Genomic DNA, 25,174 nt, shown 5'->3' with positions numbered 1-25,174 from the left:
CATCGCGGCAGGCGAACCCCTGCAAGCCGGCCGCGTCCCAAAGCCGCAAGATTGATCCTGTCGCAGACATTCCGCCATGCGGACGTTTGTTGCGTCTGCGCTCGTCAGCAGGACCATTGTTGATAGCTTGCCTGCCAAGCCGCGGAATGTTGCCGGGGCATGACAGGCCAAGATTTCTCGGGGCGATCACGGATGAAACAGCAGGCAGCCGGTGCTTCCGGCCTTCAGGAGTTCCGGCGCGCCTGGCGGCCGCTGATCGCATCCTCCGTCGGGTTGGGCCTGGGCCTGTCGCCGATCCCGCCATATGCCTCCGGCATCATGGCCAGCGCGCTGGAAGCGCAGTTCGCCTGGCCCCGCGCCGACATCCTGGGCACCCTGATGATCGTGCCGGTCGCACTTGTGCTGCTCGGCCGCTTCGTCGGGCGGCTGGTGGACCGGGTCGGCGCGCGCAAGGTGGCGATCGTCTCGACGGCCGGGCTGGGCCTCGCGCAATCGCTGATCGCGCTGATCGGGACCACCCTGCCCGGCTTCTATATCGCCTGGGCCATCATGGCGGTCGTTGCGCTGGGCACCCTGCCCATGACCTACGCGAAGGTGATTAACGGGTGGTTCGTGCAGGCGCGCGGCATGGCGCTGGGCATCTCGCTGGCGGCGACCGGACTGACGGGAGCGTTCCTGCCCTTTGCTCTCACGGAGGCTGTCGCGCAGATCGGCTGGCGTGGCGGGTACCTCGTGCTGGCGGCCTTGCCGCTGCTGGTGGCGCTGCCGCTGCTGCTTGCCTGGCTGCGCGAGGCGCCCGCGGCCGCCGCCGGCGATGCCGCCGCGGCCGGCGGGGGCGCCGGGCTGAGTGTGGCCGCGGCGCTGCGGGGTTATCGTTTCTGGACCTTGGCGGCGGCGTCGATGGCGCTGGCCTTCGGCGTCAGCGGCTTGCTGCCCAACCTGTATCCGCTGCTGCTGGAGCGCGGGCTAGACCAGGGACTGGTCACCCGCGCGCTCGCCGCGCTGGCCCTGAGCGTGACGGGCGGACGCATCCTTTCGGGTTTTCTCCTGGACAGGCTGTGGGCGCCGATCGTCTGCGCCATTCTGGTACTGCCGGCCGTGGTGGCATTGGCGCTGCTGGCCAGCCCGGGCATCAGCCCGGCGATCATCGTGGCGGCCGTGGTTACCCTGGGTCTGGTGGCCGGGGCGGAGTTCGACCTAATCGCCTTCATGACCAGCCGCTATTTCGGGCAGCGTCATTTCAGCGAGATCTACGGCATGCAATATGCCGCCTTCGGCCTGGGGGCGGGGTTCGCTCCTTCGACCTTCGGCGCGCTGCGTGACCGCCTGGGAAGCTACGACCCCACGCTCTGGCTGTCCATCTGCCTGCTGCTGACGGGTACGGCGCTGAACTTCACCCTGGGCCGTTATCCCCGCCGCTTCGATGCGCAGGGGGAGAGCGGCGCGCCAGCCAATGCGGGTCTGACCCGCGCGGAGGCGGCATGATCTCGCACCGCATCGAAGGGCCTTCGAGGGCCGATACTGTCGGACAGACGCCGCGGCGACCACGCGCGCTGCGCCGCCTCCTGCTCGCCGCCGCCGCGCTGTCCACGACTGCGAACGCCGGCCCGCCCGAACAACCGGAGATCGGGGCTCGCAGCAAGCCGGTGATTACGGTGGACGGACTGCGGTTCCACGATCTGTCCGGCGATGGTGCGCTGACCCCGTACGAGGATTGGCGCCTCGCTCCCGATGATCGGGCCCGGGACCTGCTGGCCCGCATGACCTTGCGTGAAAAAGCCGGGCTGATGATGCACGGTACCCCGCCGACCGCGGATGGCAGCTTTCGCGGCGACTGGGATGTCGAAGGCATGCGCGCGCCGATCGAGCAGGCCCAGATACGTTTCTTCATCCACCGCATGACCGGCGAGGCAGGCCGCATGGCGCAGCTCAACAATGCGGCGCAGGAGATAGCGGAGGGCACGCGGCTGGGCATCCCCCTCACCTTCAGCAGCGACACCCGCAATACATTGCGGGAGGTGAACGGCGTCAGCGTGGCGCCGGCCGGCTTCACGCGCTGGCCCGAGGCCATGGGTCTGGCGGCGATCGGCGACCTGGATCTGATCCGCAGCCTGTCGGACATCGCCCGGCGCGAATACCGGGCCATCGGCATCCGGATGGCGCTGTCGCCGCAGGCGGACCTGTTCACCGAACCGCGCTGGTTTCGCGGGAATGCCAGCTTCGGAGACGATGCCGCGACAGTCTCCCCCATGGTGGCCGCCTTTATCGAAGGATATCAGGGTAGCCGGGACGGGCTGCAGCCAGACGGCGTGGCGACCGTCGTCAAGCACTGGATCGGCTATGGCGCACAGGTGGACGGGCTCGATTCCCACAACCCGTATGGCAAGGAAATGGCCCTTACCGAAACGACGCTGGCGGAGCATGTCCGGGCGTTCGAGGGGGCCTTCGAGGTCCGTGCCGCGGCCGTCATGCCGACCTATTCGGTGCCGGCGCCTGGCCTGACCATCGACGGACAGCCGGTGGAGCCGGTGGCCGTCGGCTTCAACCGCCAGCTGCTGGAAGGATTGCTGCGCGACCGGTACGGTTTTGCAGGTGCGGTGATCAGCGACTGGCTGATCACCAGCGACTGCGCCGCCGATTGCCTGGCCGGCACTTTCGATACGAGCAGGCTGGGGATGCCGTGGGGGGTGGAGCACCTTTCCGGCCCGGAACGCTTCGCCAAGGCGATCGCCGCGGGGGAAGACCAGTTCGGCGGGGTAATGGACACCGACGTGGTCGTCGGCATTGTGGAGGAAGGTCTGGTCACGGAAGAACGGATCGATCAATCGGTCCTGCGCTTGCTGACCATAGTGTTCCAACTGGGTCTGTTCGAGAACGCCTATCTCGATCCTGCGAACTCGCGCGCGGCGGTAGGCGCGCCGGAATCGCTCGTGTTGGGAATGGCAGCGCAGCAGCGCTCCATGGTGCTGCTGGAAAACCGCGCAGCGCTGCTGCCGCTGGCGCATTCGCGGGGCATGAAGGCGTGGCTGCACGGGGTGGAGCCGTCGGCTGCTCGGGAAAAGGGCTTCGTGCCGGTGGACGATCTGGCAAAGGCGCAGGTCGCGTTGATCCGGATAGCGGCTCCGTTCACCTCCCATCCCGCATACTTTTTCGGTGCCTCCGCACATGAAGGGCCGCTGGCAATCACGCCTGATAGCCAGGACTACCGTATCATCGCGCAGGCGAAGGCGGCCGGGGTGCCGGTGGTGGTCAACGTCTATCTCGATCGACCGGCTGTGCTGTCGGCAATCCGGCCGATGGCCGACGTCCTTCTTGGCGATTTCGGTGTCACGGATGCGGCCTTCCTCGACATCGTCACTGGCCGGGCAGCGCCCGAAGGGCGCCTGCCGGTCGAGCTGCCGGCTTCCGACCAGGCGGTGGAACAGCAGCGTCCCGATCTCCCCTCCGACACGGAGCGGCCGCTTTATGCCCGGGGCTACGGCCTCCGGTTCACCAGATAAGCAGCCCCGCCAGGATCGTCGAACCCGGACGAGAATGGCGCAGGATGCACGACGCAGACGAAAACAGAACAAGCCAGTCAACCTGCTCAATCAACTCACCATGGGGGTCTTATGCGTAGACTAGGTTCTATACTCGCCGTTTCGAGTGCCGTCGCCCTTTCGACCACCGCTGCCGCACAGACCATGGCGACCGCGGAACCGGCGGCATCCGCCGAAGATGTCAGCACCGGCGGCGATATCATCGTCACCGGCACGCGCCGCAGCAGCAGACTGCAGGACGTGCCCGTGTCCATCACCGCCGTTTCGGCCGAGACGCTGCGGCAGCAAGGCTACAAGTCGCCCAACGAACTCCAGTACGCAGTGCCGGGCCTTACCTACAATCCGCAGCTGGGCGCCGGCTTCCTGATCAGAGGGATCGGCACGCAAGGCTTCGACTACAGCCTGGAACGAGCTGTCGGCGTGGTCATCGACGATGTGGTGCAGGGGCAGCCGCGCAACTTGGGGTTCAACACCTTCGGCGATGTTGACCGGGTGGAGGTGCTGAAGGGGCCGCAGGGCACGCTGTTCGGCAAGAACGCTTCGGCCGGCGTGGTCTATGTGGTCACCCGCCGGCCCGAGCCGGGCATCGCCTCGACCGAAGGCAGCCTGCGTTACGGCGAGCGGAACGAACTGCGCATCGACAACACGGTGAACGTGCCGCTGTCCGACACGCTGACGGCGCGGGTGACCGGCGTGTACCAGCAACAGGACGGCTATCTGACGAACCTGTACGATAATTCGTCCGCCGGCGACTACCGCGACTATGCCGTGCGGGCCAAGCTGCTGTGGCAGCCGACCGCGGATCTGGAGCTCTACCTGATCGGCGCGATCCAGAACCACAAGGATGACGGTCTGGGCGGGCTGGCCACATTCCGTTCGCTGATGCCGTATACCAGCGTGGGCTGGCCGACCGATCCCAACAACCACTCGCTGATGGATTTTCCCGCCCTGCTGGACGAATACGGGATCGAGCTGGGGCCGGACAACACCGAATTCGCGCACAATTCGCGTGACGAGGTCTTCGTGCGTCAGCGCGACATTCAGGCCAACATCCAGGCGAGCCTGGGCGATTTCACCCTGACCTCCGTCACCGCGTACAGCGAATCCGACACGGGATCATGGTTCGACCAGGATTACACCCAGAGCGATTTCTACGACATCAACAACAGCGTGCTGAAAGCGCATCAGCTGTCGCAGGAATTGCGGGTGAATTCACCGGTCGGCGGCTTTCTCGATTACGTCGTCGGCGCGTTCTTCTGGGAACAAGAAACGACCGCCTACGAGCGTTCCGCGGGCAAGCGCGGCTATGATTATCCGGCGGACACCTATTTCAGCTTTAACGGCGCGATGTCCAATTACGAGGCGCGCATCCGCAGCTTTGCCCTGTTCGGAGAAGCGAACTTCCACCTGAGCGACCGCCTGACGGCGATCGGCGGCCTGCGTTTTACCCATGACAACGTATATGGCAGCTACTTCCCCTCGGAAGACATCCGCTACACCATCCTGGGCACGCCGGCGCCGGCGACGGACGGCACGGTGAAGAAGAGCAACCTGTCGGGCAAGGCGACGCTGCGCTACGAACCGACTAGCGAGCTGATGCTCTACGCCACCTATTCGCGCGGCTACAAGGCGCCGGCGGTCGGCACGTCGGGCGGCAATCTGCGGATGGTCGATGCGGAGAGCGTCGACAATTTCGAACTAGGCGCCCGCACGCAACTGTTCGACCGGCTGATGACGGTGAACGTCACCGCGTTCTACGAGAAGTTCAAGAACTTCCAAAGCACTGTCATTGAGCTTGGGGACGATGGCATTTCCCGGTCCGTCCTGTCCAATGCGCCAGGATTGGTGACCAAGGGCGTGGAACTTGATGTGGCAATCCGGCCCGCCGCCGACCTCTCGTTTGGCGGCAGCCTCTCCTATGCCCCCACGGAGTACGAGGACTTCCTGGCCCCGTGTTATTCCGGCCAGGTAGTGGTAGCGGCCGATCAACGCGCCCCGGGCCAGTGCTTCCGCTATGGTTCGGGCTCAGCGCTGGATGTGGACGGGTTCGATTCAATCCAGGCACCCGACACCACGTGGACGTTGAACGCGGCGTACAACCCGCTGATCAGTGACAACCTGCGCCTGTTCAGCAACGCGAGCTACTATCACCGGTCCTCCACCTACGGACAGGCGGGCAATCCGAACTCGATCGTGCCCGGCTATGGTCTCGTCAACGCCAATCTCGGGATCGGCAACGAGGACGGTTCGATGAAGCTGTCGGTCTATGCCCGCAATCTGTTCGACGAGAACTTCGTGTCGCGCATCCACGTCATCACCTTCGCCCCTGCAGGCAGCTACCAGCAGTACTTCTCCGGCGAGGGAAAGCGCACCCTGGGCGTCCGGTTCGACTACGCCTTCTGACCTATCCCGAACGGCGGTCCGGACGGGTCGCCGTTCCTACCTGGAGACTTCCATGGATATCGGACTATTCATTCCCATCGGCAACAATGGGTGGCTGATTTCGAACAGCGCACCGCAGTACAAGCCGAGCTTCGAACTTAACAAGAAGCTGGTGCAGACCGCTGAGGGCTATGGCTTCGACTTTGCACTGTCGATGATAAAGCTGCGCGGCTTCGGCGGCGAGACGCAGTTCTGGGACTACAACCTGGAAAGCTTCACCTTGATGAGTGCGCTTGCCGCGGTCACCAGCAAGATCAAACTATTCGCCTCCACCGCGATCCTGACCCTGCCCCCCGCTCTGGTCGCCCGCATGGCCGTGACGATCGACTCCGTCGCGCCGGGCCGGTTCGGCATCAATATCGTGACCGGCTGGGCCAAGGGCGAATATGAGCAGATGGGCCTGTGGCCTGGGGATGCCTATTTCGGATATCGCTACGATTACGCCAGCGAATATGTGCAGGTCCTGCAGGACCTGTGGGCCAAGGGTCGCTCCGACTTCAAGGGCACGCACTTCCAGATGGAGGATTGCCACCTGCTGCCGGGGCCAAGCAGCACGATCGAGATTGTCGGCGCCGGACAGTCGGCCCGCGGCATGGAATTCGTCTCGAACTACGGCGATTACAACTTCGTCACCGCCGGCGGTTTGAACAGGCCGACCAAGCATGCGCCGACCGTCGCCGCGCTGGTGGAAGCGACCGAGAAGACCGGCAGGGACGTGGGCGCCTACATCCTGTGCATGGTGATCTCGGACGAGACGGACGAGGGCGCGATGGCCAAGTGGGAAAGCTACCGCGCGGGCGCCGATGTGGATGCGTTGGCATGGATGAGCGACCAGGGCGCCGCGGACAAGAACGCGGGGGCAGGCTCCACCGCGCGCCACATCAACCTGCCGGAAGGCGCGGTCAACATGGGGATCGGCACGTTCGTCGGATCCTATGCCACGGTCGCCGCCCTGTTGGACGAGGCCGCGGCCGTGCCCGGCACGAAGGGGATCATGCTGACCTTTGACGATTTCGAGGAAGGCCTGGTTGCCTTCGGAGAGAAGATCCAGCCGCTGATGGCCTGCCGGACAGACCGGATGGCAATCGCCTGACACATCATGCGGGCAGCGCGGTCCTGTGCACGGCCGCGCTGCCCGCAGGTTTCCGGCCATCGCCGGCGAGCCGGTTGGTCTCTTGCGCGGCCTGATACGCGGCAGCCGTCGCGCCGGCGTTAGTATAAGGGACAGATGCGCATCGCGTACGGGGCAACGCGCGCGGTAACCGCCGCTATTTGCCGACGGATCGCCGCCGCGCCATGCGCCCGGCCAGAAGCGCCCCCAGCCCGGCAATCCAGCTGACTGCCAGGAAAGTGGTGCCATAGTCACCGCATGCCTCGTACAACAGTGCCAGGGCTGCCGGGCCGATCATGACGCCAAGGAAGGTGTAGACCAGTACACCGCCGATCACACGACCGGAATCCTGCGGCCCGACATGGCGGGTGCATTCCGCCAGCAGCACGCCGTTCCATCCGGTCATGCAGAAGCCGAACAGACACAGCACCGACACCTGCAGCGCAACCGGCAGATCGTCGAGCCGCCAGATCGCCACCATGCAGCCGGTAGCGATCAACCCGATCAGCGACAGGACACGGAACCCGCCCAGCCGATCACCAATCGCGCCCCAAGAGATGCGCCCGACCGCACCCCATCCCTGCACCGCGCCGGCGACGAACCCTGCGGCGACCAGTGTCCAGCCATGATCGACCAGCATGGAGACGGTGAAGGCGGAGATCGAAAGTTGCAGCGAGGAGTAGAGCATGCCCAGCATGGCCAGCACGCGCAGCGAAGGATTCCCCCACACCAGCCGCTGTTCCGACAGGAAGTTGGCCACCAGATTGCCGCGCACATGCCGGTCCGGTGCCGGCGGATCAGGATGTCGGGCTAGGACCGCGATCATTGCGAGACAAGGGATGGCGGTCAGCGCCAGCGCCAAGCGCCAGCCGATTTCGGGTGCCAGTGCCGGATAGGCCAGGCTGGCTATCACTCCGCCCAGCGGCACGCCGGCCTGCTTGATGGAAAAGATCAGCGATCGCCGGTGACGCGGCGTCACCTTGCCCAAGATCTGCGCGGATGCGGGGTTCTGCACCCCATATCCTATACCGATCACGAGTGATGCAATCGCCGCAATCCACGGGTTCGCGCTGATCAGCATCACCAGCGCGATCGCATAGCAGACGAGCGCCAGCTGTTCGATCCGCACCGGCCCGTAGCGGGCGATCAGCGTCCCGGCAGAAGCCGAAGCGAACATGCCGGAGGCGTATATGGCGCTGATCTGATAGCCGACCCAATGGGCGTCGAGCCCGAAATCAGGTGCAACAAGCGGGGCGATCCCGGTCAGCACAAGCGCGGTGGTCGTGGACAGGATCTGGATCGTGGTCGTGGTGGCGAGCGCATGCGCCACACTGTCGGCCCTTGCTGGCGCCGCTGACGAACTGGTATCCACGTCGCTGTTGGTTTGCATGCCGCTCGGCTCGTCGATTGGTGAACGCCGGGCGGACGGCCATTGCGAGGCCCGGTGCGCAGGTGCGCGCACCGGCCATTACCGCTTCCGGGTGCAGCCACAAACGGCTCGGCACCGTACCTTCGCATCGCGGAACTGACCGGATCGGAAATCCCCGGTCACCCGCAAGCCGGCGCAGCGAACACTTCGTCATTGACGGAGCTGATCCGGGGGTCGGGCTCGCCCGTGGTCGGCCATCCCGCCTGGCAGCAGACGCTTGCGCCAGTCGACGAACCGCACCCGAGCGGCGACTGGCTGCCCGAGCATGGATCACCAGCGCCCAGGTCGCGTTTACAGCCCGATGGCCCCGCCGAAATTGACATAGATCAGTGATCGCCCGGGCGCCGCGAGTGAGTTGAGCACATCGTTCGGGGGGTACGAGAAATATGCGCGCCCGGAAGCCGGTTCGAGGCTGTCGACGGACAGGCCGCCCTCCATCACGAATAGTTCGAGGTAGCATGGCAGCGCTTCGCTGGTGCTCGCCCATCCTGCGGGCAATTCCACCAGCGCCGATCCCTCGCCACTTTGGGGATGGGCGCTCAGCACGCATGCGCGCGCCGGGGCGCCAAGGAAGGTTGCCGGCGCCAGCGCGGCCAGATTGCTCTGCGCGGGGCGCTTGCACTCGGTTCGCGCGGAAGGCGTTTCCGCCACCGAATAGAGGTCGTCCGCGATCGGCTGCTCGACGAAGTTGAAATCCAGGTCGCGCCCTACGCGGGAAATGAAGGTCGATTCCTCCCGAATTGCGCTCTTGAAGCCATGCACCGTTTCCGGCGGGTGGAAGACATAGGTATAGGGTGTCACCCACAGTCGGCTGTCGAAGCTGAAATGACCCGAGACACCGATGATCTCCTCATAGGTGTGATGGTAATGGGCGGTAGCGGGCGGCGTGTAGCCCCGGTCCATCGAAAGCCATTGCAGGGCTGTGCGCGCCCCGGTTTCCGGATCCCGGCTCAGCTCGCGCGAGTACAGCCCGCTCGGCCCAAGCGCCTTCCACGGCATCTGGTCCACGTCGAGATTGACGATGCGAGGCCTCATGCAATGCTCCTGCAGTGACGATTGGAAACTCTGGCGCTTGTAGGGGGAATGAACGGCTATACCAGACGACAGCCACCGTCTTTCCGCTTGGCGGAGATGTCCGGGAAACGCCGTCATTGTCGCCCGCAAGGGCGCCTTGATCGCTGACCGGCGGAGGCCCGCGCTCTGTGGCCCGGGCCATCCTCGCGCCTGGTAAGGTGCGCCTCAGCGCGCCGCCATCCGGACGAACTCACCTTGGTGGAACAACAGCGGCCTACCGGCGTGATGGGTGTCCAGCGTCTCCACCGCCCCCAGCACCAGCAGGTGATCGCCCGCATCCACTACGTCGTGCAGCTTGCAGTCGAACCAGGCGATCGCTCCATCCAGGAGCGGCGCTCCGCCCGGTGATTTGCCATGCGCGATACCGGCAAACCGATCCGGCAACTTGCTTGCGAGAATCTTGCAAAGCTCCTCCTGCGTATCCGCCAGCACGTTGACGCAAAACCGGCCCGTCGCCGCTATCTGCGGCCACGTGCTTGAGCTACGCGCCGGGAAGAAGCCCACCAGAACAGGATCGAGCGAGACCGAGGCGAAGGAGCCCACGATCATACCCAGTGGCATGCCGGCTGCGGTACACGCGGTGATCGCGCAGACGCCGGTCGGGTAGTGGCCCATGATGTGGCGGAAGGTAAGCGCATCGACGGGTTCGGCAGCCATGATCGCAGGTGTTCCTCGGGAAGTGCTTGGATCGCTTCCGGGCATAGGGCCGCCGGCCGGCAGCAACAGGGTGCCAGGTGTGCCGTATTCGCATGGCGGAAAAGGGGGAACGATCGGCATTGGAGCATCCGCCAAGCCCTTGTAGGCGCGAGCGCAGACACTTTTCCCCAGGAGGATACCCGTCATGCACCAGCGCCGCAGTGACCTGCCTGTAAGTCCCACCGTCCTGAAACGCTGGTCGACTCGCGCCTTTGACGGTCGCGAGATGCCGCACGAGGATCTTCTGACCATGCTGGAGGCCGGGCGCTGGGCGCCCTCGGCGTTCAATGCCCAGCCATGGACATTCTTGTACGCCATGCGCGACGACGATCACTGGGCCGATTTCCTCTCGCTGCTGATCCCGTTCAATGCCATGTGGGCCAGCACCGCCTCCGCGCTCGTGTTCGTGGTTTCGGACACGATGCCCGACGTCGGGAAAGGGCCGGCCCCGTCACACAGCCACAGTTTCGATAGCGGAGCGGCTTGGGCGATGGTCGCTTGGCAAGCCGCGGAAATGGGCTACATGACCCATGCGATGACGGGATTGGACTTCGAGCGCGCAAGCGTCCAGCTGGGTCTGTCGCCCACCGTCCGGCTGGAAGCCGCCTTTGTCGTGGGCCGGCAGGGCGATGGTGCCCAGCTCCCCGACTATCTGCTCGCACGGGAGGAGCCAAGCGATCGCAAGCCTCTTGTCGAGATCGCGTTGCGAGGCCCCTTCCCGAACGGGATATAGCCGCGGCTTGCGGCTCGGGATCCGGCCCGGAGGCTTCCGGGGCCGTCCCTCCCTTCCCTCGCCGAGTTGCCGGATTGTGATCTCCATTCGCGAAGTGGTGAGAAGCCAGACGGATCATCGCCTCACCTGCGGGCCCTTACTCTTTCTTCCGTTGATGGGAGGGAAGATGCGCATGTACCTGCGAAGGCTGACGTTGCTCGCGGGATTGATGCTGGCCGTCTCCGCATCGGCGCAGAACGCTCGGCAGGATCGGTTGCCATTGCTTTGCGGAGCCCACGATCAGATGGGTGCGGCCAATCTGCTGGCGCCATAGGCCTCGAGCGCTGGACTCGCGGGTCGGGAAAAAACAGCGTGTGTTCGCCGGAATCCTGGCCTCCGCATCCGGCGCCAGCCAGAACTCCGCCTCTAGCGCCGCCGCCCTGATGGTCGCCTTGGAAACACCGCCAGGCCGCCTGCAGTTAACCCGCCGAGATGATCTTCGTGCGTATGCGTCCATATAGAACGAGCGGGCTGCTCCCATCGGGCGTCCGATCAGCATATCCCAGCCGTTCCCCTTTATAACGATGTGGCGGAAAGAGTGCGTTGCCTGCCCTGATTTCAGGAACGGCAAGGCACTTGCGATCTTGGTCCAGATGATCTTGTAGTAGGCATCGCCCATGGTGCCCTTGCCACTTTCGGAAAACAGTTCCGGGACAGCATGGTCTCACCCGCTCCTCGCAGAGCCTCGTCAGCGGGCGGTGCTTCGATCTTCTCGCCCTTACCTTTGCGCTTGGCGGCCTGCTCGGCACCTCGTTTGGCGCTCTCCACGCGCTTCTCGGTCTCGGCGACGATCTCCCGGATCGTCATGTCGCGGTACTTGGGCGACTTCCGGAACGACATCGTCATCGTCAGGATCGACCCGGGCGACGAGGAATCCGCAACCTTGCCCTGCTTGACCCCCCCCCGCCGCCGGAGCCTTCGCCGGGCCCTCTCTCCCGCCCCCTCAGGCCCGTCCCTCTTCTGGTGAGAAGCGCCTGATGGGATGTGCCGCGCCGCACAAGCTGTGTCCGTAACCGGACGCACCGCGCACGCCTGTTGCAAGTGGGTCAGGCTACTGCTTCCGTCCTGAAAGTTCTTCTCCGTTGTTCATGGGGTGGACGGTCTACCGGGGCTGACGCGAACGCATCAACGCGATCGGGCTGCCCTTTCTCGTAGCTCTCTCCGCCAGTCACCAAAGGCTATGTCACCCGTTTCCGCCATTCTCCCTCGCGATCTGCAAGCGCGGCTCAGGTCGCAGGATCTGTTGCATCTTCAGAACATGATCCTTGAGATGGTCGCGAAGGGGGAGCCGCTGCCCATGACGACCGACAGATTGTGCCGGGAGGTCGAGTCGCGGATCCCGGACGTGATCTGTTCCGTGCTTGTGGTGGACGAAAACGGCATCATCCACCCGCTGTCGGCCCCCAGTCTGCCGGACGACTACTCTGCGCGGCTGGATGGCATCCCGGTCGGCCCGCTGGTCGGCTCCTGCGGTGCCTCAGCCTATCTGCATGAGCCGGTGACGGTGACCGACATCGCGTCGGACCCGCGCTGGGCGGATTTCAAGCACTTCGCGCTGCCGCTGGGGCTGAGGGCGTGCTGGTCGAGCCCGATCTTCGATGCCGACGACCGGGTGATCGGCACATTCGCGTTCTATTACCGGGAGAGCCGCGAGCCGGGGCAGCCGGAACAGGCCATCGTCGACACCTGCGTGCATCTCTGCGCGATCGCGATCGAACGGGACCAGCGCGTGCTCGAGCGGGAGCGCAAGGCCTATGTCGATGATCTGACGCAACTGCATAACCGCGCGGCCTTCAACGCCGCCCTTGCCCAGCTGTCATGCGAGGAGCCCGGATCCTGGGCCCTGCTCGTCAGCGACATGGACAATCTCAAGATCGTCAATGACACCTTCGGTCACCGGGCCGGTGACCGGATGCTGCAGACCGTCGCGCAGAGGATATCGGCGGCGCTGGCGCCGGACCGGGTGTACCGGCTGGGCGGAGACGAATTCGCAGTGCTGCTGGAGCGGCCGGAAGGGTTGGGGGACCTGGACAAGGCCGCATCCAGGATCATGGAGGCCCTGCAGCCCGAGGTGGATGTCGGCGGGCATCTGATCGCGCCGCATGTAACGATCGGCGGCGCGATGCTCACCAGCGCCGATGGCAGCGCGGATGCCGTCCGGCAGAATGCCGACTTTGCGCTGTACCATGGCAAGGAAACCGTCCGCGGCGGCTTTGTGCGCTACTCGCCCGAGATCGGCACAACCATGGCGCGGCGGCTTGCCTCGATCCGCGATGTCGATGCGGCACTGCGCGAAGACCGCATGGTCGTGCACTACCAGCCGGTCGTGAACCTCGACACGCGCGAGATCATCGGCGTGGAAGCGCTGTGCCGCTTGCGATCCGGCGACAGGGTGGTGGCGGCCGGCGAGTTCTTCGATGCCTTGTCGGATGGCCGGATCGCGTCGGAGATCACGACGCGCATGCTTGCCCAGGTCGCTGCGGACATCCGCTACTGGCTCGATCTCGGCATTCCGTTCCAGCATGTCGGCATCAATGTCTCCTCTGCCGACTTCCATGGCGGCAAGCTCGCCCGTGAGGTGAAGGCGGCGTTCGGACTGCATGGAGTGCCTCTCAGGCACGCGATCCTGGAGGTGACGGAGTCGGTATATATGGGCGAACGCGAGAGTGACGTCCGCGAGGCCATTGCAGCGTTGCGCGCCGAAGGGCTGCGCATCGCGCTCGACGATTTCGGTACCGGCTTTGCATCGCTGACGCACCTGCTGACGGTGCCGGTCGACATCCTGAAAATCGACAGGTCGTTCGTCGCCCAGCTCGCGGGCGGAGTGCCGAGCGAGGTCATTGTCGAAGCCATCCTGTCCATTTCGCGGAAACTGGGCATGCGCGTGGTTGCCGAAGGCATCGAGCGCGAAGATCAGGTCGAACAGCTGCGCGCCTATGGCTGTACGATGGGGCAAGGGTTCCTGTTCTCCAAGGCGGTGGACCGCAAAGCCGCAACCGGGTTGCTGGAACGCTTCGCGCAGAAACGCAGCTGGGACAGGCGCGGGCGACAAGGCTGAGGCGCCGCCAGCAGCCTGCCCTGCCCCCTCGCCAGTCGCCCCGAGTGCAGCCTGACCGCCAGCTTCGATCATTGCGGCACCGAAAGACGCGGCGGTCGTTCCCCGGTCATGAATGATCCGCTCGACTGCCTCATCATAGGCGCCGGCCCTGCCGGCCTTACCGCCGCGATCTATCTGGCCCGGTTTCACCTGAAGATCCGCATCGTGGACGCCGGACGAAGCCGCGCCGCCATGATCCCCCGCACGCACAATCACGCGGGCTATCCCGGCGGCATCACCGGGCCGGAACTGCTCGCCCTGATGCGGCAGCAGGCAGGCGAGTTCGGCGTGGAGGTCACCAACGGCGTGGTCGAGCAGCTCGAGCGGACAGGCGACACCTTCGTGGCCGAGATGCAGGAGGGAAGCCTGCGTGCCCGGTCCGTCCTTCTGGCGACGGGCGTCGTGAACAACCTGCCCCCGATCGCGCCCGAGATCCATGATCTCGCGCTGGCACGAGGGCTGCTGCGATATTGCCCGATCTGCGACGGTTACGAGGTGACCGACAAGCGGGTGGCCGTTATCGGGACCGAGACGCATGGCTACAACGAGGCTGTGTTCCTGCGCATGTACACCAGGGACGTCACCCTCATCGCCCCGCATGCCGAACATTCGCTGAGCGACGAGGAGCGGGACAAGCTGGAGGCTCTGGGCATTGCGACGGTGGACGGTCCCTGCCGGTCCTTGCGGATCCATGGCGACGAGATCCTTGTGCCGACCCCAAAGGGCGAGCTGTCGTTCGACACCGCCTACCCGGCGCTGGGATCGGTGATCCGCTCCGAACTCGCCGTCTCCCTCGGCGCGGAGGCGAATGCCGAGGGATGCCTGCTGATCGACGATCACCAGCGGACGACCCTGCCCGGCCTTTACGCAGCCGGCGACGTCGCGAAGGGGCTGGACCAGATCAGCCACGCCATGGGCGAAGCCGGCGTCGCCGCCACGACGATCAGGAACGATCTTGCGCAGACGGCGCCGCTCGTGCGGTGAATGTGAGGGCAGTGCATCAATCTTGCGCAGGAGAAGCATCGGGTCGGGACGAATGAGCCGTTCGCGACCACGTTCTCCAGGCGCAGGCCGCGCATGCCGGACACCTCGGGCGCGCATTACAGCACCGCACCTTCCGCTGCGTAATCCGGGACAAGGCCGCGGCCACCATGCGCTGAGCGGGCCGATCAACTGGCAGGCGGCGATCCCGTCCGGGTTGTCCTGCGCCGCTGCCGTGCGGGCGCGATGACCATGCCGGCCATCACCCCGCCACCAGCAACGTCCGACAGCGGCGCACCGTCCTGCGTGGCATCATGCTCTCTCCGGCCGGCACACTCATGCGCGCTCTTGCGAGGCGGATCATAGCACGGGCGATCCTCCCGCGAAAGCTCAGGCGCGGCGCTGCATTGCTTCCAGCTGCTTCTGGTCGTGGGAGCAGAAGATCGTCACCTCCCCGCCATGCTGCCGCTTCAGCTCACGCAGCCGACCCTGGTTCTCCAGCCGCTTCGCGCGGTCCACTTCCATCATGGTCTGGTAGAACCGCAGGCCCGGCGTGCAGCGATGCCGGTGGGTGTCCATTTCCCCGCGATAGAAGTATGCGTCGCCCGCATTCAGCACCCAGCCTTCGCCGGTCTGCAACGCCACGCCGGCATGGCCCCACGTGTGACCGGGCAGCGGCACCATCAGGATTTCCGGCGGCAGGCCGTCCAGCGCGCGCACGCTGTCGAAGCCGAACCAGCTTTCACCTTTGCCGGCATAGGTGCGCCAGTCGCGCACATCGTCCCACTGCACCGGGCGGTATCGCCGCCGGGCGATGAAGCCGCGCCGCTGGCGCTCGGCCGCGTCGCGCTCCGCCTCCATCACATGGACGCGGGCCTGCGGGAAATCCTCCAGCCCGCCGGCATGATCGAAATCCAGATGCGTCAGCACGATGTGCCGCACGTCCTCCGGCTTGTAGCCCAGCGCGCGCACTTGGTGGATCGCCGTATCCTCCTCGCGGAACTGGATGTTCAGCAGCGCGTGGAAGAACTTGCTCAGCCGCGGATGCGGGCGCCGCACGTCCTGCATGCCATAACCGGTGTCGATCAGCACCAGCCCGTCACTGGTCTCCACCAGCTGCGCGGCACAGGGGATCAGGCCGAGCGGCCCCTTGCTGAACCCGTCGAACAGGGCACCGCCCACGGGACAATCCGTGCCGCAGCGAAGATAATGAACACGCATCGGGGCTGACCCTCCGGTTGAGCACGCCCATCAATCGAAGCGTCAGGCCGGAAGTTCCGCCCTTGCCTTATGTTGGCCCGGCAGGTGGTGGACCTGCAGCCCGTATCCGCCGACCGCGATCGTGCCTTCGCGCAGCAGTCTTACCAGCTCGGACCCGTCGCGATGGCCGGCATCCCAGCGGAAGCGGACCGATGCGGGGGAGAAGTCCATCGCCTTGCCGACCACTTCAGCCTGCTGGTCCGCATAGGTGAGGCAGGCCAGCGTGACCGGCTGCTGCCGGTCCGGCGCCCCGGTGGCATAAAGGTCCTGCCACCGCGCGATCGTGCGTCGGGACTGGATCGCGAAGACGAGATCCTGCACCCGCTCCGTCATCATGCTCAAGGTGTCGGGCCGCTGCCCCTTGCCCGGCAGGAGGTCGACGGCAATGCACAGGGTTGGCCGTTCGGGCGGATTGGACAGGACGGGATCCAGCGGCAGGTTCTCCGCCAAACCGCCATCCACGAACAGGCGACCATCTATCTCGATCGGCGGAAAGGATGGCGGCAGGGCGCCGCTGGCGCGGATATGGTCGATACCAATCCGGCATGTGCGGTTGTCGAAGGTGACCTCCTCCGCCGTTTCCAGATCCACCGCCGTCGCGACATAATGGACCGCGTCGCTGTTCAGCCGGTCCAGGTCGATCAGCCGGGCCAGCTGCGCTGCCAGTGGCCGCGTGTCGTAGATCGCCGGCGGGGCGGGGGAGAAGCTGTTGCTGCCCAGCGGCGCAAACATGCCCGGCCGTCCGGCCAGCAGTGTGCCGAACGTGTCCCAGCTGCGACGCCAGGTGTCGGGCAGGCTGCCCATCCAGTCACCTGCTCCGCCCACAGGCCCCGGTCGCCAGAACTCGGCCAGCCGGGCCAGGCGCTGATCGGGCGCGTTGCCGGCGATGATCGCGCCATTGAACGCGCCGATCGACGCACCCACGATCCGGTCCAGCCGGATGCCGCCTTCGTGCAGCGCCTGGTAGACGCCTGCCTGGTAAGCCCCCAGCGCATTGCCGCCTGCCAGCACCAGCACGACATCGTGGTCGCCCATCGTTTCGGCCAACGTCCCGGAACCGGCTTCGGCATCGTTCATCCGTGCGACTCCCGCGGCAATGTGGAAATTGGCGCGCCCGGCAGGACTCGAACCTGCAACTCCAAGCTTAGAAGGCTCGTGCTCTATCCAGTTGAACTACGGGCGCGCGCTGACCCGGCATTAGCCACGCTTTGCGCCCGCCGCAATTGCGGGCTAAGACCCCCAGTCATGCAGGGGGCACCGCAGCGGCTGGACGGGCAGGCAGGCGCACGCGCCTCGTTCCGCTATTACGACCTGGTGATGGCCGCCTTCGTTGCCATCCTGCTGCTGTCCAACATCATCGGTGCGGCCAAGCCCAGCTATGTCACGCTGCCCGGCGGCACGGTCTGGTCGTTCGGGGCGGGCGTGCTGTTCTTCCCCGTCAGCTACATCATCGGTGATGTGCTGACGGAAGTGTACGGCTTTGCTCGCGCGCGGCGGGTGATCTGGACCGGCACGGCCGCGCTGCTGTTCATGGCGATGATGGCGGCGGTGGTGGTGGCCCTGCCGGCGGCGCCGGGCTGGCCCGGGCAGGCGGCCTACGAATTCGTGTTCGGCAGCACCTGGCGCATCGTCGGCGCCTCGATCGTGGCCTTCTGGTGTGGGGAGTTCGTCAACAGCCTGGTGCTCGCGAAGCTGAAGCTCGCCACCGGCGGCCGGCTGCTGTGGTTGCGCACGATCGGGTCGACGCTGGTGGGACAGGGGGTGGACAGCCTGCTGTTCTACCCGCTCGCCTTCTGGGGCCTGGCCGGCTGGCCGCCCGAGCAGCTGTGGCAGGTGGTGCTGTCGCAATGGCTGATCAAATCGGGGTGGGAGGCGTTGCTGACGCCGGTCACCTATGCCGTCGTGGGCTTCCTGAAGCGGCGCGAAGGGGTGGAGGTGTTCGACACCGGCACCGATTTCTCCCCCTTCGCCCGAGGCTGATGGCGGCTCTGATCGCGGCTCATTTGGCGAGCAGCGCGATCAGCAGGTAGATCAGGATGAAACTGCCGAAGCCGACCAGCGTGCCGGCCACGAACAGCAGGCGGACCCAGATCGCGTCGACTTCGAACCGGCTGGCAAGGCCGGCGCACACGCCCAGCAGCTTGCCATTGGCCTTGTCGAGCCGCAGGCCGGCGCCATGCTGGCGGGGGCCGAGGTCGCTCATGCCTGCACCTCGATGCTGGCGGCCTCGGTGGCATCCTGCGCCGGCGGGGCGAAGCTGCCGAACAGCAGCGTGGCGGTGATCGCCAGCGCGCCGATGGCGGCGAGGGACTGGCGGGCGATATCGGACATCTGCGTCATGGTGGGGTCTTTCCTGTTAGAGGTTCGGGGAGGTCGGTCGGCCGATCAGGCCAGCACTTCGGTGGTGGCGATGCCCTGCGTGGCGTCGGTAGCGGGCGGGGCGAAGCTGCCGAACAGCAGCGCGGCGGTGATGGCGAAGGCGCCCAGGGCGGCGAAGGTCTGCTGGGCGATGGTGGGGCTCTGGCTCATTTTCCGTGGTCCTTGTCTGATCGGCAGCGGGTCATCCGTGCCATGCCAGGGACTTTGCATGGGGCGTGCCAGTTTTGCTTTCGCCAGTATTAACAGCCACTTGCCTTTTCCGGCTCTTCTTGCCCATAGTGCAGTTCGCTCAGCCTTGGTAGAATTCGCCAAGAAGTGGCATCGGCACCTTTGCCCTGTTGCTCCAGCGTGCCAGCCTCTACCGCGGCAAGGTTCATGCTCGACCGCATCGCCCTGACCGGTTTCCGCAATCACCGCAGCACCACGCTGGCGGAGACGCGCCGCATCAACCTGCTGGTGGGCGAGAATGGCGCGGGCAAGACCAACGTGCTGGAAGGGCTGTCGCTGCTCGCCCCAGGCCGGGGCCTGCGCCGCGCCGCCCTGCCGGAGATGGCGGCGGAGGGATCGGGCGCCGGTTTCACCGTCAGCGCGCGGCTGATCCATCCGGCGGGCGAGCCCGTGCAGCTTGGCACCGGCACCAGCCCGGACCAGCCGGGCCGGCGGGTGGTGCAGGTGAATGGCGCCGGGTCCACCGCGGCGCAGCTGGGCGAATGGCTGGCGCTCGCCTGGCTGACCCCGGCGATGGACCGGCTATTCGCCGACAGCGCCGGCGCCCGCCGCCGCTACATGGACCGGCTGGCCGTGGCGCTGCATCCCGGCCATGCCGCCACCGCCACCCGTTACGACCGCGCCCTGCGCGAACGCAATCGCCTGCTATCAGGCCCGGACATGCCCGAAGCCCGCTGGCTGGATGCGGTGGAGGCGCAACTGGCGCAGGCCGGCGCGATGCTGGCTGCGACGCGCGCCCTGCTTGTCGATCAGCTGGACAAGGCGCTCGCCGCTATGCCGGCCACGCCGTTCGCCCGTCCGGAACTCGCCTATGCGCCCGGTGGCGCGCTGGAGGCCGATGCGCTGGCGGGGGAACTTGCGCGCCATCGCCCGCGCGACCGCGCGGCGCAGCGCACCCTGACAGGTCCGCACCGCGATGATCTGCAGGTAATGCATGCGGCCAAGGGGATGCCGGCGGCGCTCAGTTCCACGGGGGAGCAGAAGGCGATGCTGATCGCATTGACCCTGGCGCATGCCGGCCTGCTGACGGCGGAAGCGTCAGGCGGTCGCCCGGGCGTGCTGCTGCTGGACGAGGTCGCCGCGCATCTCGATCCGCTGCGGCGGGAGGCCCTGTTCGACCTGCTGCGCGATTTCGCGGGTCAGGTCTGGCTCACGGGCACGGAGCCGGCGCCGTTCGAAGGCGTGCTGGCGGAAGCGGCCGGCTGGCAGGTCACTGCCGGCGCAGCCGTTCCACTGTAGAGCGGGGCGGTCACCAGAAGGCGACCGCCCTGCCCGATCGATCAGGCGTCGGCCATCGCCGGGGCGCCAACCAGACCCTTGATGTAGTCGACGATGCCCTGGTCGGTGGCATTGGCGAAGAAGTGCTGCTGGAACTTCTCGCCGGCCACAGCAGCCTTCAGCAGGTCCTGGTCGACCTCCTTCAGCACGGTCAGCATGTCCTTGCAGGTGACGTCCTTCAGCTGCTTCAGGATGCCGCGGTTCTTGGCCATGATCTCGGCCCGCTCCTTGGGGTAGCCCAGGCCGCGCTCGCCTTCGAACAGCTTGCGGTACACATCCTGCAGGTTCAGCTCGGCCGCCCAGCCGAAGCCCTTGGCGTAGGGCATGGAGATGGCGTTGCCGTCATTGATCTGGCCGAACAGGAACGCGTCGGTTGGATCGATCACCAGGCCGCAGAACACGCCGGGCATGGAGTTGCAGGCCAGCATCGAACCCATGCCGGTGCCGCAGCCCGTGACGACGAAATCGGCGGCGCCGGAATTCAGCAGGATGCCGGTCAGCAGGCCGTTCATGACATAGGTCAGCGACGCCTTGTCCTCGGCCGCGTACATTCCGTAATGGAACACTTCGTGGCCCATCGGCTCGGCAACGCTGGTCAGCGCATCATGGATGGTGCTGCTCTTGGCGGCCTGGCTGTTCTCGACGATGAGAGCGATCTTCATAGGAAATCCCCTTGGCAGGATGGTTTAGGGCTGTCCGGCGCAGATCGGGCGCATGCGCGTCCATTCAAGGAAACCGGTGTCTAAGGCGCTGATGCACTTTTTCGCGCCATTTCGCAATGCCGCAGGTCGGTGGGCGTGACAGCCCGTGGCCGATGTCAGCCCGTCCGTCAGTCGGGCTGTGGCACTGCCGCCGCGACCTCGTCCACCGTTGCCGCGACCATCGCCTCGATCCCGTCAGCGGTGGGATGCACCCGGTCCTGCTGGATCAGCTGCGGCCGGTTCCAGACCGATTCCAGGAAGAACGGCACCAGTTCCGCGTCATATTCGCGCGCCAGATCGGGGTAGATCGCGTCGAATGCCCCCTGGTACTGCGCGCCCAGATTGGGCGGCGCGCGCAGGCCCATCAGCAGCACGGGGATGTCCCGCTCCTGCAGCTCATCCAAGATCGCCCGCAGATTGGCGCGGGTCTGCGCCGGCGGCAGCTGCCGCAGCAGGTCGTTACCGCCCAGCTCCACGATGGCGAGGTCGTAATCGCCGCCATTGTCCAGCGTGAAGGGCAGGCGCTGCAGCCCGGCCTGCGTGGTGTCGCCCGACACGCCGGCATTGGTCACCCGCGCATTGACGCCCCGCGCCCGCAACGCGATCTCCAGCCGCGCCGGATAGCTCTCCCCCTCCTGTAGCCCGTAACCTGCGAACAGACTGTCGCCAAAGGCGAGGATGCGCCGCTCCGGCCCGGTGATCGCCGGCATCGGGTCGTCGGGGGAGACGCTGGTGGTGGGGCTTGGGGCCGGGGCCGGCTCCCCGCCGCACGCCGCCAGGCCGCTCGCCGCCGCCATGCTCGCCATCCATGCCGTAACCTGCTTCACCATCTGCTGCTCCGCGCGCGCCCGGGGTCTTGGCGAGTTCACCTTGCCCGTGTCCCTTAGCTATGCCATCGCCGGGCCGTGGCAAGTCCTGCACCGCAATCCCCCGCCATTCACGCCCGCGACCTGCGCCTGACCCTGGGCAGCGGGTCCGCCGCGGTGGAGATCCTGCGCGGCATCGACCTGACCGTCGAAGCCGGCACCACGCTGGCGCTGCTGGGGCCGTCGGGTTCGGGCAAGAGCAGCCTGATGAGCGTGCTGACCGGCCTGGAACGCGCCAGCGAGGGCGCGCTGGACGTGGCCGGGGCCGACTTCACCGCCATGAGCGAGGACGGCCTCACCCGTGCCCGACGGGGCCGCATCGGCATCGTGCTGCAGGCCTTCCACCTGCTACCGACCATGAACGCGCAGGAGAATGTCGCCACGCCGATGGAACTGGCCGGCGCAGCCGATGCCTGGGACCGGGCGGCGGCCGAGCTGTCTGCCGTGGGCTTGGGTCATCGGCTGGACCATTATCCCGCGCAGCTTTCCGGCGGGGAGCAGCAGCGCGTCGCCATCGCCCGCGCCCTCGCCCCGCGCCCGCCCCTGGTCTTCGCGGACGAGCCGACCGGCAATCTGGACGCCACCACCGGCGCCGGCATCGTCGAACTGCTGTTCGCCCGCCGGGCCGAGACCGGCGCCACGCTGGTCATCATCACCCATGACGAGGCGCTGGCTGCGCGCTGCGACCGGATCGTGACGCTGGCGGACGGACGCATCGCGGCCGACACTGCCCGGACCACCGCACACCCATGAACGAAGCCGCCGTGCTCCCCTGGGCGGCGGCATGGCGCATCGCCCGGCGCGACCTGCATCGCCGCTTCCGCGGCCTGCGGCTGCTGCTGGTGTGCCTGTTCCTGGGCGTCGGCGCGCTGGCCGCGATCGGCACGCTGACCGCCGCGATCGACGGGCAGCTGTCGTCACAAGGGCAGACCCTGCTGGGCGGTGATCTGGAGGTGGAGGTGTGGCAACGCCTCCTCTCGCCGGAGGAGACCGCCTTCCTGCAGCGCTACGGCACGCTGTCCCCCGGCCTCCGGCTGCAGGCGATGGCCAGTGCCGGCGATGCGACCATCCCGGTCGAACTGAAGGCCGTTGACCGCAACTGGCCGCTTTATGGCGCGCTGACGCTGGATGGCGGGCACCGGGTCGGCGCACCGCCGGCCGGGCAGGCCTGGCTGGCGCCCGGCGCGGCGGAGCGGTTGAATGTCGGCCCGGGCGCAATCCTGCAGATCGGCACCGCCACCGTGCGCGTCGGCGGCATCATCGCGGAGGAGCCGGACCGCCTGTCCGAAGGGTTCCAGCTGGGCCAGGCGGTGATCGTCCCGCTCGACCTGCCGCAGCAGGCTGGCCTCGTCGCCCCCGGCTCGCTGTACGAGAGCAAGACCCGCCTGCGCTTCGACCGTCCGGCCGATCCCACCGAGGTGGAGGAGGCGCTGATCGCGCGCTTCCCCGAGGCCGGGCTCGACACCCGCACACGCGACCGCGCCTCCCCCGGTGCGGAGCGGTTCGTCGGGCGGATGGGCGAGTTCCTGTCGCTGGTCGGTCTGGCCGCGCTGGTGATCGCGGGCATCGGTATCGGGGGCGGGGTCTCCGCCTATCTGGAAGGGCGCCGCGCCGGCATCGCCACGCTGAAGATCCTGGGCGCGACCAGCGCCGACATTGCCCGCATCTACACGCTGCAGCTGGGCGCCGCCGCGCTGGCCGGGGCGCTCGCCGGCCTGCTGGCGGGCGTGCTGGTGACGCCGCTGCTGGCACGGGCGCTGGGCGCGCTGCTGCCGGTCGACACCGGCCTGGTCGTCGCCCCGCTGGCACTGCTGCGCGCCGCCGGCTTCGGCCTGCTGGTGGCGCTGGTCTTTGCCGCGCCGCCGCTTATCGCCGCGCGCGACTTCCCGGCCATGGCGCTGATGCGCGCGCGGATCGATCCGCTGGGCGGGGGACGCTGGCGGGCGGCATTGCGCCCGGTCGGGCTGGGCCTGCTCGGCATTGTCGCCCTGGCGGTGCTGGGATCGCGCCAGCCCGGCCTCAACGCCATCTTCCTGGCCGGGGCGGCCGTGCTGCTGGGGCTGCTGGCGGCACTCGGCTTCGGCATCCGCCGCCTGGCCGGACGCATGCCGCGACCGCGTGACCCGATCCTGCGAGCGGCGCTGGCCAATCTGCACCGGCCCGGCTCCGCCACCGCATCGCTGGTCACGGCGCTGGGCTTCGGCCTGTCCGCCTTTGTCCTGCTGGCCGCGGTGCAGACCGCGCTGGATGCCAATATCAGCCGCTCCGTGCCCGAACGCGCGCCCGACTACTTCGTGCTCGACATACCGCGCGACCGCGTGGCCGAGTTCCGCACCACCGTGGCGGCCAGCGCGCCCGGCTCCGTCATCGAGGCGGTGCCCACCCTGCGCGGCGCGATCCTGGCCTATGGCCCCGCCGGGCGGCAGACCCGCGTGGTCGACATGGAGGAGATCCCCGAAGGCGCCTGGGCGCTGAATGGGGAGCGCGGGCTGACCTATGCGGAGACCCTGCCCGCCGGCAATGTGCTGACACAAGGCGAATGGTGGCCGGCCGGCTACACGGGTGAGCCGCTCGTCTCCGTCGACGCCGATCTGGCGGAAGCGGCGGGCATGCGCGTGGGTGACGTGCTGACGATCGGCCTGCTGGGCGTGGAGCGGCAGGCGCGCATCGCCAGCATCCGCCGGATCGACTGGGAAAGCCTGGGCTTCAACTATGTGCTGGTCTTCTCCCCCAACACGCTGGCCGATGCCCCGCACAACATCGCCGCGACGGTCGACCTGCCCGAAGGTGCCGCCACCGGGCCGCTGCTGCGCCAGCTGGTGCGTGCCTTTCCGACCAGTTCGGTGATCGAGGTGGGCCCGTTGCTGACCCAGGCGCGCGAGATCCTTTCGCAGGTCTCGCTCGCCATCCTGGCCGCCGCCGGCGTGGCGGTGCTGGCGGGTATCGCCGTGCTGCTGGGCGCGATCGCCGCCGCCCGGGCGCAGCGCACCTATGACAGCGTGATCCTGCGCGTGCTGGGCGCCAGCAGCCGGCAGGTGCTGGCGCTGCAGCTGGCGGAGTTCGGTCTGCTGGCCGCGCTGCTGGCGCTGGTGGCGCTGGCACTGGGCAGCGGCCTGGGCTGGCTGGTGATCGTGTGGCAGTTCGAATTTGACTGGCTGCCGAACTGGCCGCGCGTGCTGCTGACGCTGGCCGCGGGTCTGGCGCTGGTGCTGCTGTTCGCGCTCGCGGCCAGCCTGCAGGTGCTGCGCGCCCGTCCCGCGGCGACACTGCGCACGTTGTAGGGGCACATTGTGGAGCGGCACGGCTTTGCCTAAGGCCGCC

22 protein-coding genes and 1 tRNA gene are annotated in these 25,174 nt (G+C 67.0%); 11 read left to right on the top strand and 12 right to left on the bottom strand.

What is annotated here, in order from left to right; genetic code table 11:
- Positions 1 to 192: 192 nt before the first annotated feature.
- From D5S08_RS11430 to rutA, 4 genes are all read left to right on the top strand, one after another.
- Positions 193 to 1,485 (top strand): MFS transporter, encoded by a 1,293-nt coding sequence (locus D5S08_RS11430; protein ID WP_162301964.1) that lies wholly within the window; start codon positions 193 to 195, stop codon positions 1,483 to 1,485.
- Positions 1,482 to 3,500, top strand: coding sequence for a glycoside hydrolase family 3 protein (locus D5S08_RS11425; protein ID WP_121118601.1), 2,019 nt, complete (start codon positions 1,482 to 1,484; stop codon positions 3,498 to 3,500). The genes D5S08_RS11430 and D5S08_RS11425 overlap by 4 nt, the downstream gene beginning before the upstream one ends.
- Positions 3,501 to 3,683: 183 nt before the next feature.
- On the top strand, positions 3,684 to 5,942 hold the full coding sequence (locus D5S08_RS11420) for a TonB-dependent receptor (protein WP_162301963.1): 2,259 nt from the start codon (positions 3,684 to 3,686) through the stop codon (positions 5,940 to 5,942).
- A 52-nt stretch (positions 5,943 to 5,994) separates the two neighbouring features.
- Positions 5,995 to 7,074, top strand: coding sequence for a pyrimidine utilization protein A (gene rutA, locus D5S08_RS11415; RefSeq protein ID WP_121118597.1), 1,080 nt, complete (start codon positions 5,995 to 5,997; stop codon positions 7,072 to 7,074).
- Positions 7,075 to 7,249: 175 nt separating this feature from the next.
- On the opposite strand, the gene D5S08_RS11410 is transcribed toward rutA, so the two are convergent.
- The 3 genes from D5S08_RS11410 to D5S08_RS11400 all read right to left on the bottom strand — a co-directional run bounded on the left by D5S08_RS11410 (position 7,250) and on the right by D5S08_RS11400 (position 10,252).
- Positions 7,250 to 8,482, bottom strand: coding sequence for an MFS transporter (locus D5S08_RS11410; RefSeq protein ID WP_121118595.1), 1,233 nt, complete (start codon positions 8,480 to 8,482; stop codon positions 7,250 to 7,252).
- Positions 8,483 to 8,812: 330 nt separating this feature from the next.
- Complete coding sequence (locus D5S08_RS11405; RefSeq protein ID WP_121118593.1) at positions 8,813 to 9,556, bottom strand: cupin domain-containing protein; 744 nt, start codon at positions 9,554 to 9,556, stop codon at positions 8,813 to 8,815.
- Between the two features lie 204 nt (positions 9,557 to 9,760).
- Positions 9,761 to 10,252: a flavin reductase family protein gene (locus tag D5S08_RS11400; protein ID WP_121118591.1), complete on the bottom strand. Its 492-nt coding sequence runs from the start codon at positions 10,250 to 10,252 to the stop codon at positions 9,761 to 9,763.
- 184 nt (positions 10,253 to 10,436) lie between these two features.
- Between D5S08_RS11400 and D5S08_RS11395 the strand changes: the two genes are divergently transcribed.
- Entirely contained in the window at positions 10,437 to 11,024 is a 588-nt protein-coding gene (locus D5S08_RS11395) for a nitroreductase family protein (RefSeq protein WP_121118589.1), read from the top strand.
- A 136-nt stretch (positions 11,025 to 11,160) separates the two neighbouring features.
- Here D5S08_RS11395 and D5S08_RS16925 read toward each other — a convergent pair whose 3' ends face one another.
- A complete protein-coding gene (locus tag D5S08_RS16925; RefSeq protein ID WP_175578927.1) occupies positions 11,161 to 11,682 on the bottom strand; it encodes a hypothetical protein in 522 nt (173 codons plus the stop codon).
- 474 nt (positions 11,683 to 12,156) lie between these two features.
- Between D5S08_RS16925 and D5S08_RS11385 the strand changes: the two genes are divergently transcribed.
- Entirely contained in the window at positions 12,157 to 14,121 is a 1,965-nt protein-coding gene (locus D5S08_RS11385) for a putative bifunctional diguanylate cyclase/phosphodiesterase (RefSeq protein ID WP_241557362.1), read from the top strand.
- A gap of 108 nt (positions 14,122 to 14,229) precedes the next feature.
- Positions 14,230 to 15,144 (top strand): NAD(P)/FAD-dependent oxidoreductase, encoded by a 915-nt coding sequence (locus D5S08_RS11380; RefSeq protein ID WP_121118585.1) that lies wholly within the window; start codon positions 14,230 to 14,232, stop codon positions 15,142 to 15,144.
- Between the two features lie 387 nt (positions 15,145 to 15,531).
- Here D5S08_RS11380 and D5S08_RS11375 read toward each other — a convergent pair whose 3' ends face one another.
- The 3 genes from D5S08_RS11375 to D5S08_RS11365 all read right to left on the bottom strand — a co-directional run bounded on the left by D5S08_RS11375 (position 15,532) and on the right by D5S08_RS11365 (position 17,584).
- A complete protein-coding gene (locus tag D5S08_RS11375; protein ID WP_241557361.1) occupies positions 15,532 to 16,323 on the bottom strand; it encodes an MBL fold metallo-hydrolase in 792 nt (263 codons plus the stop codon).
- A gap of 81 nt (positions 16,324 to 16,404) precedes the next feature.
- Positions 16,405 to 17,478, bottom strand: coding sequence for a patatin-like phospholipase family protein (locus D5S08_RS11370; RefSeq protein ID WP_121118581.1), 1,074 nt, complete (start codon positions 17,476 to 17,478; stop codon positions 16,405 to 16,407).
- Between the two features lie 29 nt (positions 17,479 to 17,507).
- Positions 17,508 to 17,584: transfer RNA gene (locus D5S08_RS11365), tRNA-Arg, on the bottom strand.
- Positions 17,585 to 17,646: 62 nt separating this feature from the next.
- Between D5S08_RS11365 and D5S08_RS11360 the strand changes: the two genes are divergently transcribed.
- The gene (locus D5S08_RS11360; protein ID WP_121118579.1) at positions 17,647 to 18,381 is read left to right on the top strand and encodes a queuosine precursor transporter; all 735 of its coding nucleotides are present in this window, start codon (positions 17,647 to 17,649) and stop codon (positions 18,379 to 18,381) included.
- A 19-nt stretch (positions 18,382 to 18,400) separates the two neighbouring features.
- On the opposite strand, the gene D5S08_RS11355 is transcribed toward D5S08_RS11360, so the two are convergent.
- The 3 genes from D5S08_RS11355 to D5S08_RS16700 are packed head-to-tail and all read right to left on the bottom strand — an operon-like array spanning position 18,401 to position 18,930.
- A complete protein-coding gene (locus tag D5S08_RS11355; protein WP_121118577.1) occupies positions 18,401 to 18,604 on the bottom strand; it encodes a PspC domain-containing protein in 204 nt (67 codons plus the stop codon).
- Positions 18,601 to 18,741: a hypothetical protein gene (locus D5S08_RS16705; RefSeq protein ID WP_155522972.1), complete on the bottom strand. Its 141-nt coding sequence runs from the start codon at positions 18,739 to 18,741 to the stop codon at positions 18,601 to 18,603. The genes D5S08_RS11355 and D5S08_RS16705 overlap by 4 nt, the downstream gene beginning before the upstream one ends.
- Positions 18,742 to 18,786: 45 nt before the next feature.
- Complete coding sequence (locus D5S08_RS16700) at positions 18,787 to 18,930, bottom strand: hypothetical protein (protein WP_155522971.1); 144 nt, start codon at positions 18,928 to 18,930, stop codon at positions 18,787 to 18,789.
- Between the two features lie 225 nt (positions 18,931 to 19,155).
- Here D5S08_RS16700 and recF point away from each other — a divergent pair, with 225 nt between their 5' ends.
- On the top strand, positions 19,156 to 20,247 hold the full coding sequence (gene recF, locus D5S08_RS11350) for a DNA replication/repair protein RecF (protein ID WP_121118575.1): 1,092 nt from the start codon (positions 19,156 to 19,158) through the stop codon (positions 20,245 to 20,247).
- Positions 20,248 to 20,288: 41 nt separating this feature from the next.
- Here the strand turns inward: recF and D5S08_RS11345 are convergent, their stop codons facing one another.
- Together D5S08_RS11345 and D5S08_RS11340 are read right to left on the bottom strand one after the other, a co-directional pair.
- Positions 20,289 to 20,948: an RpiB/LacA/LacB family sugar-phosphate isomerase gene (locus D5S08_RS11345; protein WP_121118573.1), complete on the bottom strand. Its 660-nt coding sequence runs from the start codon at positions 20,946 to 20,948 to the stop codon at positions 20,289 to 20,291.
- Positions 20,949 to 21,115: 167 nt separating this feature from the next.
- Positions 21,116 to 21,817 carry an arylesterase gene (locus tag D5S08_RS11340; RefSeq protein WP_241557360.1) on the bottom strand — a complete coding sequence of 234 codons (702 nt, stop codon included), beginning with the start codon at positions 21,815 to 21,817 and terminating at the stop codon, positions 21,116 to 21,118.
- 75 nt (positions 21,818 to 21,892) lie between these two features.
- Here D5S08_RS11340 and D5S08_RS11335 point away from each other — a divergent pair, with 75 nt between their 5' ends.
- Positions 21,893 to 22,606: an ABC transporter ATP-binding protein gene (locus D5S08_RS11335; protein WP_121118569.1), complete on the top strand. Its 714-nt coding sequence runs from the start codon at positions 21,893 to 21,895 to the stop codon at positions 22,604 to 22,606.
- The gene (locus D5S08_RS11330; RefSeq protein WP_121118567.1) at positions 22,603 to 25,134 is read left to right on the top strand and encodes an ABC transporter permease; all 2,532 of its coding nucleotides are present in this window, start codon (positions 22,603 to 22,605) and stop codon (positions 25,132 to 25,134) included. The genes D5S08_RS11335 and D5S08_RS11330 overlap by 4 nt, the downstream gene beginning before the upstream one ends.
- Positions 25,135 to 25,174: the final 40 nt, after the last annotated feature.

This window comes from Croceibacterium ferulae (genome assembly GCF_003660445.1).
In the GTDB taxonomy this organism is placed as follows: domain Bacteria; phylum Pseudomonadota; class Alphaproteobacteria; order Sphingomonadales; family Sphingomonadaceae; genus Croceibacterium; species Croceibacterium ferulae.
Note: the sequence above shows the minus strand (reverse complement) of the source record. Positions and strands in the feature narration are given on the sequence as shown.